Source organism: Pedobacter sp. UBA5917, from assembly GCF_002432345.1.
GTDB lineage: Bacteria > Bacteroidota > Bacteroidia > Sphingobacteriales > Sphingobacteriaceae > Pedobacter.
The window spans coordinates 24,601-33,583 of record NZ_DJDT01000177.1; the positions used below are offsets into that span (position 1 = coordinate 24,601).

The following is an 8,983-nucleotide window of genomic DNA, read 5'->3' on the forward strand; positions in this document are numbered from 1 at the left end:
GCAGTTTATGCGCAAACAGATTGCTGCCAAGAACTTATGCAACCAAAAAAAACAAAAATATGATTTATTATTACTTACTGCAAGGGCGCCCAAAATATAAAGCGCTCCTAAAATTCATTATGCTAATGAAACTAGCCTGTATTATGGTGTTCATTACCTGCCTTAATGTTTCTGCATCTGTTTTTTCCCAGGAAAAAATTTCATTGGATGTCAAAAAAACAAAACTGGCCAGGGTTTTACAGATTATTGAGCAGCAAAGCAGTTACCATTTTGTATACAGCTCTTCTTACGTTCCCGTTAATAAGGATGTAAGCATTACTGTAACCAATACTTTGGTTACCGATGTTTTGGCAGCTATCTTAAACAGAACGAACCTGAAATATTCTGTTTCTGATGGTGGCTTGATCGTCATTAGCAAAAATAAAGAAGTTCCGATTTCGGGAACGGTAAAAGATGCGCTTGGAGGCGCTTTGCCCGGCGCAAGCGTTAGGGTTAAGGGTACAGGAATAGGAACATCGACCGATATTAACGGTAAATTTGCCCTGAATGCGCCCGAAAATGCAATTTTGGTGGTTTCGTATGCCGGTTTTCAGACCAAAGAAGTGCCTATCGGCTCGCAAACCACAATCAATATTGTTTTAACAGAAGATACAAAACAGCTTACCGATGTGGTAGTTACCGCTTTGGGTATCAAAAAAGAAAGAAGGGCTTTGGGTTATTCGGTTACGCAGATTGGTGGCGAAACCTTAACCCAGGCACGCGAAAACAACATTACCAACTCTTTGGTAGGTAAAGTGGCAGGTTTGGATATTGCCGGTACTTCTGGCGGTGCCGGAGCGGCAACAAACGTTACCATCCGTGGGGTATCAAGCTTAGGTCCATCAAGCCAGCCATTATATGTGGTTAACGGTATTCCGATGGAAAGTGCCCCTGTTGGTTTTGGTAGCACAATCGGTATTGGAAACAATGGTGGTCAATACGATAACGCTCCCGATCTTGGAGACGCGATCAGCAATATTAATCCTGATGATATTGAAAGTATTTCGGTACTAAAGGGTGCTGCGGCATCTGCATTGTATGGTAACAGGGCAAAAGCCGGTGTAATTTTGATTACCACCAAAAGCGGGAAAGGAAACAGCATCGAATTTAGCAGTAACTACGTTGCCGAACAGGTAATGGACAGAACCAACTGGCAATATGTTTATGGACAAGGGGTAAACGGGCAAAAGCCTGCTACACAGCTTGCGGCAGCATCAACCGGAAGTTCGAGCTGGGGCGCACCTTTGGATGGATCTAATGTAATCCAGTTTGATGGGGTAAGCAGACCATATTCGGCACAGAAAGACAATATTGAAGATTTTTACCGTACAGGTGGAAGTTTTACCAATACGCTTGCATTGAACAAATCTTTTACCGGTGGTGTAATCCGTTTATCGGGCAGCGATCTTACCAATAGATCGGTTGTGCCTAATTCGGGTTTAAACAGACAGAATTTTACTTTATCGGGTACGTTCGATCCGATTAAAAACCTGGTTGTAGATGCACGTTTCAATTATATTTTGGAGCAGGCCAAAAATCGTCCGATGGTATCAGATGGTGCGGGTAATGCCAATTATAATGCGGCTTTTTTACCTACCAGTGTTAATATCGCTACATTACAGCCCGGAACAAAGCCTGATGGAACAGAGCTTTCGTACAATACCGGTAACCCTTATGCCACAAACCCATGGTTTGCCGCAAATAACTTTATCCACGATACCAAAAGAGAACGTTTATTGAGTTCGGTAAATGCGAAATATACTTTTGATAACGGTCTGTTTTTACAGGCACGTGCAGGTAGGGATTCGTATAACGATAATTATTTAGCTGTAACACCTTCGGGTACAGCCTATGATGCAGATGGTGGTTATACCGAGCAGATCAGTAAGTTTTCGGATATCAATGTGGATGGATTGATCGGTAAATCATTCAAGATTGACGATATTTCGATTACCCCGAATGTGGGTGCCAGTTTCCGCCGTACCAAGAGTGAAGGAACAACAAATGGGGGTGCCTCTTTCCAGCTTTTTGGTATTTATACCCTGGCCAATACCGGAGGTAAATCGGTTTCGGTTTACAAGTTTGATCAGGAAACACAATCTGTTTATGGTACATTAGAGGTAACTTATAAAGATATCCTGTATTTAACAGGAAGTTTGAGGACTGATTGGTTTTCTACACTGGCCGCACCCGGAAAGGATAATAAACTGAGTTCTACTTACCCTGCCATTAGCGGATCATTTGTTTTCTCTGAATTGTGGAAACCATCGTTTATGAGCTTTGGTAAATTAAGGGCCGGTTATGCAAATGTTGGCCAGGCCACTACACCTTTCCAAACACAGCTTTATTACAACCTGCGCAGCGAAACCATTAATGGTAACTCGTTGGGTAACATTGTAAACAGTTCTATCCCTAACTCGGGCTTAAGGGCATCAAGTGCCAGCGAACTGGAGATTGGTACCGAGATGAGGTTTTTCGGCGATCGTTTGAGCTTCGATTTTACCTGGTACAATAAAAGATCAAAAGATGAAATTCTTCCGGTGCCTGCTTCAACCACAACAGGTTATAGTGGGGCCGTTTTAAATATCGGTAGATTACAGAACCGCGGTATAGAGACTTTAATATCTGGTGTGATATTACGTAACAAAGATTTCAACTGGACTTCGAGTGTAAACGCGTCGTACAACGATAATAAAGTGTTAACGCTTGCACCAGGTACTTCTTCACAATTGTTAGCCACATCACGCAGCAATGTTGGTTTCCTACAGAATTTAGAAGGTAAGGCCGTTGCACAGGTAATGGCTTATGATTATAAATATGATGCCAGCGGAAATATTGTAAAAGATGTAAATGGTATCCCTGAAAGAGGTGAGCTTAAGCCTTATGGATCTGCATACAACAAATGGACAGCAGGCTGGAATAACGAATTTAGTTATAAAGGTATTAATCTATCTTTCTTAATCGACGGCAAATGGGGTGGTAAAATCTTCTCGGCCACCGATTATTATGGTTATGTATTCGGATTGCACCAAGCTACTTTGGAAAACCGCGATGCTTTAGGCATTAATGCGGCAAACTACTATAGCACTTTTGCCAATAACGTTTCAAAACAATTTGTTCAGGATGCGAGCTTTATCAAATTCCGCCAGGTTATCATAGGTTATAATTTCCCCGGTAAATTATTCAATAATAAAATTAAGGGCTTAAACCTAAGTTTCGTTGGTCGTAACTTATTTATCCTCATGAAGAAAACCGATAACATCGATCCCGAATCGAGCTACAATGCTACCATTCCGGGGATGGAGTTGGGCGGTGTGCCACCTGTGCGTACCTATGGTTTAAATTTAAGTGTTAAGTTATAATCCTTTAAACGAATTGAAAATGAAAACGATCACAAAATTATACGTACCACTTTTATTATCAGGATTAACCTTAATAGCTGGTTGTACAAAAGACTTCGAAAAAATAAATACCGACCCGGTTTCTGTGGGTCAGGAACAATATAATCCAAACTTTCTGTTATCTACCGCACAGTTAAATTATACCGGCAGTATCGATTTTGCCTACGAAACCTGGAGGGGTAACTTAATCTATGCCTCCACCATGATGCAGGGCATGTCGTCGGTAATCGGTTACTGGGCCGGCGATAAATATATGCTTAACGAAGGTTATACTGCTGCATATTGGGAAAAAGCCTATCCCGATCAGGTTAAATATGCTGCCGACCTGGTAGAGTTTACCAAAGGCAAAACACAGTACAATAACGTTTATCAGATGGGCAGGATCTGGAAAGCCCTTACTTTTGAAAGATTAACAGATCTATATGGTGATATTCCTTACTTTGAGGCCGGAAAAGGTTACTATACCGGTAATTTATATCCTAAATATGATTCTCAGCAGGCTATTTATACCGATCTATTAAAAGAAGTGGATGAAGCCAGCACTGCGTTAAGTGCAAGTGGTGATGCCGTAACCGGCGACCTTGTTTTTGGTGGCGATGTTGCCAAATGGAAACGTTTTGGGAACAGTTTAATGCTGCGTATGGCTATGAGGTTAACCAAGGCAGATGCAACACTGGCGCAAACTTACATTAACAAAGCTGTAGGTAAAACCATGACAAGCGAAGCTGATAATGCCATTTTTAAGCATGATGCAAATGGTGGCCGTGTTACCCAGAATAGAAATGCACAGGTTTTACTGGGTGATGGCGGACAGGAAAATTTCTACACCAGATGGAGTAGTACCTTTATCAACTATTTAAAAACAAATAACGATCCGCGTTTAAGCAAAGTAGCAGTAACCAAGTTATATTTAACCGATGTTACCAAAACACAGAACCCTGCTTTTGTTACTACTGCTGCTGTACAAAAAGGAATGCCGAACGGTAAAGATTTAAGTGGTATTGCGGGTAGGGATGTACGTCAGGATCCTTCTTATACCGATTTTACGGATTACTCTTCACCAAATCCTGGTATGCTCAAAAGAGACGGTAACACCTTTATTTTAACTTATGCAGAAACAGAGCTGCTTTGGGCAGAGGCCGCACAGCGTTACAATATCGGCGGAACTGCAGCTACGCATTATAATGCAGGTGTAACTTCGGCTATGACGTATTTATCACAGTATGATCCATCAATGGCTGTAAGTGCTTCTGATGCTGCTGCATATCTGGTGGCACACCCTTATGTACCTGCAAATGGTTTAGATATGATTGCTACACAATATTGGGCACATACCATTACGATGTTGGATTTTTACGAAACCTGGTCTAACTGGAGGAGAACAGGTCTTCCGGCACTTGTACCTATCGTGTATCCAAATACCAATACCGGCGGATCAATTCCACGAAGGTTCCCATATCCACTATTTGAGGGCGTTTCTAATGCAACCAATTATCAAGCGGCTTCTGCTGCTGTTCCCGGCGGCGATAAGCTGGTAGGTAAAGTTTGGTGGGATAAATAATTATAAATCATCCCGGTTTATAATACAGCCGACATTGCATGATGCATTGTCGGCTTTTTTGTAATGTATTTTGGACAAACGTTTGCGCAGTATTTGTTGTAAGGGCCTGGTATCGAAAAGATTATCTTTAGCTAGCACAGCAGTATCCCAAACAAAAACCATTGTGTAAACTTAAACCTATTTAAACCGGATCACATGAAAAAATCAATCTCTTTATTGGTAACAACACTGGCTTTTAGCCTTTTCCTTTTCAGTAGTTTTACGCCCGAAAGAAACACCATCCCGCAGAAAACGAAATTACCACCGTCTGTAATTACGGTTACCAAAAACTTTACCACCAGTAATGGTCTGCCCGCAGTTGCAACACTTACATACACTACCGGTCAGGTTTATTCCAGTATTAGCGTAACCATCCAGGGCGAGGGGAGTATTCCTTTAACCAGTGTTTCACACTCAACAGGTACCATTTATGCCGATCGCTTTAAAGGTTATAAAGCCGGCTCTTATTACGAGTATTTTGTAGATGTGCTTGTAACCGGAAACCCCACTATAGGTTGGCAGATTGCAGAGGTCGGCGCCGAAGCCGTTGTTATTTAATTTATTACCCTTAATAAAAGAGCCTACTGCTTTATGGCAGGAGTTTTTTGCGCAACCGGTATAGCCAAAAGCAATACCGGTTTTTTTATGGTAACATTTACATTGTTGTTTTTGATTAACGCCGCATTAATTTGATATTTATGCACCAAACTAACTTCTAAATGAAATTCAGATTTATACTCACTACATTTCTGTGTGCCACTTTGTTTGTACATGCGCAACAGGGACCGAAAAAAAATCAACCGAAAGAAACGGTAACCACTACGCAGGTTACGGTTAAGGATGAACCCAAGCCATCAGGAAATGAAAGAACGATAAAGGTAGAGAGTTCGGTTGTAACCAACCACTCGGTAACCATTGATGGAAAAGCTGTTCCCTACAAAGCTACAACGGGCACGCTTCCGGTTTGGGACGAAGATGGAAAACCCATTGCAGGCTTATTTTATACTTATTACGAACGCAGCGATGTACAGAACAAGGATAAAAGGCCTTTGGTTATTTCTTTTAACGGCGGTCCGGGCTCTGCTTCGGTTTGGATGCACATTGCCTATACCGGTCCGGTGGTACTGAATATCGATGACGAAGGTTACCCTGTTCAGCCCTATGGTTATAAAGAAAATCCATATTCTATTTTGGATGTGGCCGATGTGGTTTACATCGATCCGGTTAATACAGGTTATTCGAGGGCGGTGAGCAAAGATATTCCCGGTAATAAATTTTTTGGGGTGCGTGCCGATATCAAATACCTGGCCGAGTGGATCAATACTTTTGTAACGCGCAATAACCGTTGGGCCTCTCCGAAATTTTTAATCGGCGAAAGTTATGGTACCACTCGTGTTTCGGGATTGGCTTTAGAGCTGCAGAACAATCAGTGGATGTATTTAAACGGTGTAGTTCTCGTATCGCCAACCGAGTTGGGTATCGAGCGTAGCGGCCCCGTTGATGCTGCGCTGCGTTTACCTTATTTTGCAGCTACCGCATGGTACCACAAAGCTTTGGCAGCCGATTTACAGGCTAAGGATTTAACGGCCATGTTGCCTGAAGTAGAAAGTTTTACCATCAATGAGCTCATTCCCGCCATTTCGCAGGGCGGAATGTTAAGCGTTGATAAAAAGAAAGCCATTGCGGTAAAAATGGCCCGTTACTCAGGCCTTTCGGAAAAAGTGATTTTAGATTATAACCTCAACGTACCTACTGATTTCTTTTGGAAAGAACTGTTAAGGGATAAAGGTTTTACTGTTGGAAGATTGGATTCGCGTTACCGCGGCATCGATAAAATGGGTGCCGGCGAAGGGCCTGACTATAATGCCGAACTTACTTCGTGGCTGCATTCGTTTACCCCGGCCATTAACATGTACATCCGCAACGAATTGAATTATAAAACAGATTTAAAATACAACATGTTCGGCTCAGTATACCCCTGGGATAAAACCGGCGACCAAACGGGCGATAACCTCCGCCAGGCCATGGCGCAGAATCCGTACCTGCACTTGTTGGTGCAATCGGGCTATTACGATGGTGCCTGCGATTACTTTAATGCGAAATATAGTATGTGGCAGCTAGATGCTGCGGGTAAACTACAGGATAGAATGAGCTGGGAAGGTTACCGTAGTGGGCACATGATGTACCTCCGCAAAGATGACCTGAAAACGGCAAATAACCACATCCGCGAGTTTATTAAAAAAGCATTACCAAAGCCGGGCGAAGCTGCTAAATTTTAATCAGGATTAGGAGGATTTAAGGATTTTAAGATTAGGGTGTATTAAAAACATCACAGGGGTTCGTGTTTTCACGAACCTTTTTTTGATATTGGCCTGTGGTACGGAAATTCTGAATAGCGCTAATATCACTTTTGCGTCCCATTGGGACGCTTCGTGGGTAGCCAATTGTACAATTGGCGTTAACGTTCTGTTAGGAACGTTTGGTGGTAATCTGGGCGGTGGTACAAAAAAACCTCATAGTAGCTGAAGCAGTTATAATCTAAACCTGATCGGACGGATCCCGATTTTTCATCGGGTGGAGGGAGAGCAGGGCAGAACATAACCCAAGTAACACTGCAACTGCTTTCCAAATAAAAAACAGAAATAAATCGTATTTGTAACGTTCTTTTGTCAGCCTTGCTAAAGCGATTTACCGCCTCAAAAAACGCAAACGAAAAACTGTTGGTTACAAACTAAAAATAATTACTTATTTTTGTGGTTCAATTATGCAGCAGATAAAAACATCATTCGATTTTGAAAAACCTATTGCCGATTTAGTTCAGCAGATAGAAAAGGTTAAACAAGTTGCCGAAAAAACAAAGGTAGATATGTCTGCCACGTTAGATGAGCTTGATGGTAAATTAGAAGAAACTACCAATAACTTATATAAAAATTTAACCGGTTGGAACAAGGTTCAGATGAGCCGTCACCCCGATCGCCCACAAACCCTCGATTATATTAACATGATCTGCGATGACTTCATCGAAATGCATGGTGATAGAACGGTTAAGGATGATAAGGCGATTATTGGCGGTTTTGCTACCATTAATGGTCAAACGGTAATGGTTATCGGGCACCAGAAAGGTAAAAACACCAAAGAGCGTCAATACCGCAATTTTGGTATGGCCAATCCTGAGGGTTACCGTAAAGCTTTACGTTTAATGCGTTTGGCAGAAAAGTTTAACAAACCGGTGGTTACTTTTATCGATACAATGGGTGCTTACCCGGGTTTAGAGGCAGAAGAACGCGGCCAGGGTGAGGCAATTGCCAAAAACCTGTTGGAAATGTCGGTTCTACGCGTGCCCATTATCTGTATCGTTGTAGGCGAAGGTGCCTCGGGTGGTGCTTTGGGTATCGGTATCGGTGATAAAGTATACATGTTGGAGCATACCTGGTATTCGGTAATCTCTCCTGAATCTTGCTCATCTATTTTATGGAGAAGCTGGGATTTTAAAGAAAAAGCAGCCGAATGTCTAAAATTGACCTCTGAAGATATGTTTGGCAATAAACTTATCGACGGAATTATCCCTGAACCGCTTGGTGGTGCGCACCAGGATCCAGAGCTGATGGGCAAAATCTTAAAAGAGTATATCATAAAAGATTTAACTACTCTGGGTAAATTAAAAACAGATAAAATGATTGAGCAGCGGATTGAGAAATTCTGCGAAATGGGCGTTGTAAACGAGTAATCATTTAAAAAAATAACAAAAAATCCTGTTCGGTAATGCTGAACAGGATTTTTTGTTTGTGTTGCTCACGCTTGTTTCAAACGAGGGTGTAAATAACATACCGTATTTTACGGTTGAATTAATTAACTATTATGATTTTACGATACAATCGTAAGGCTATCGCTGCACTCGTTAGAAACGAGCGCAAGCACATCTCGAATGCTCACGCTCGTTTCT

At 41.9% G+C, this 8,983-nt stretch carries 5 protein-coding genes; all 5 read left to right on the plus strand.

Annotation, left to right across the window (positions count from 1 at the left end):
• The first annotated feature begins 125 nt into the window (after window positions 1-125).
• Complete coding sequence (locus B2V92_RS11535) at window positions 126-3,401, plus strand: SusC/RagA family TonB-linked outer membrane protein (RefSeq protein ID WP_293308009.1); 3,276 nt, start codon at window positions 126-128, stop codon at window positions 3,399-3,401.
• Window positions 3,402-3,420: 19 nt separating this feature from the next.
• Window positions 3,421-5,001, plus strand: coding sequence for a SusD/RagB family nutrient-binding outer membrane lipoprotein (locus B2V92_RS11540; RefSeq protein WP_293308011.1), 1,581 nt, complete (start codon window positions 3,421-3,423; stop codon window positions 4,999-5,001).
• A 195-nt stretch (window positions 5,002-5,196) separates the two neighbouring features.
• Window positions 5,197-5,598 (plus strand): hypothetical protein, encoded by a 402-nt coding sequence (locus B2V92_RS11545; protein ID WP_293308013.1) that lies wholly within the window; start codon window positions 5,197-5,199, stop codon window positions 5,596-5,598.
• 161 nt (window positions 5,599-5,759) lie between these two features.
• The gene (locus B2V92_RS11550) at window positions 5,760-7,319 is read left to right on the plus strand and encodes a S10 family peptidase (RefSeq protein WP_293308015.1); all 1,560 of its coding nucleotides are present in this window, start codon (window positions 5,760-5,762) and stop codon (window positions 7,317-7,319) included.
• A 485-nt stretch (window positions 7,320-7,804) separates the two neighbouring features.
• Window positions 7,805-8,767, plus strand: a complete 963-nt coding sequence (locus tag B2V92_RS11555; protein ID WP_293308017.1) for an acetyl-CoA carboxylase carboxyltransferase subunit alpha — start codon at window positions 7,805-7,807, stop codon at window positions 8,765-8,767.
• The last annotated feature ends 216 nt before the right edge of the window (window positions 8,768-8,983 follow it).

Excerpts from the sequence above, each read along its gene's own strand:
- B2V92_RS11535 (WP_293308009.1), top strand. The coding sequence starts at position 126 with ATGAAACTAGCCTGTATTATGGTGTTCATTACCTGCCTTAATGTTTCT.
- B2V92_RS11540 (WP_293308011.1), top strand. The coding sequence starts at position 3,421 with ATGAAAACGATCACAAAATTATACGTACCACTTTTATTATCAGGATTA.
- B2V92_RS11545 (WP_293308013.1), top strand. The coding sequence starts at position 5,197 with ATGAAAAAATCAATCTCTTTATTGGTAACAACACTGGCTTTTAGCCTT.
- B2V92_RS11550 (WP_293308015.1), top strand. The coding sequence starts at position 5,760 with ATGAAATTCAGATTTATACTCACTACATTTCTGTGTGCCACTTTGTTT.
- B2V92_RS11555 (WP_293308017.1), top strand. The coding sequence starts at position 7,805 with ATGCAGCAGATAAAAACATCATTCGATTTTGAAAAACCTATTGCCGAT.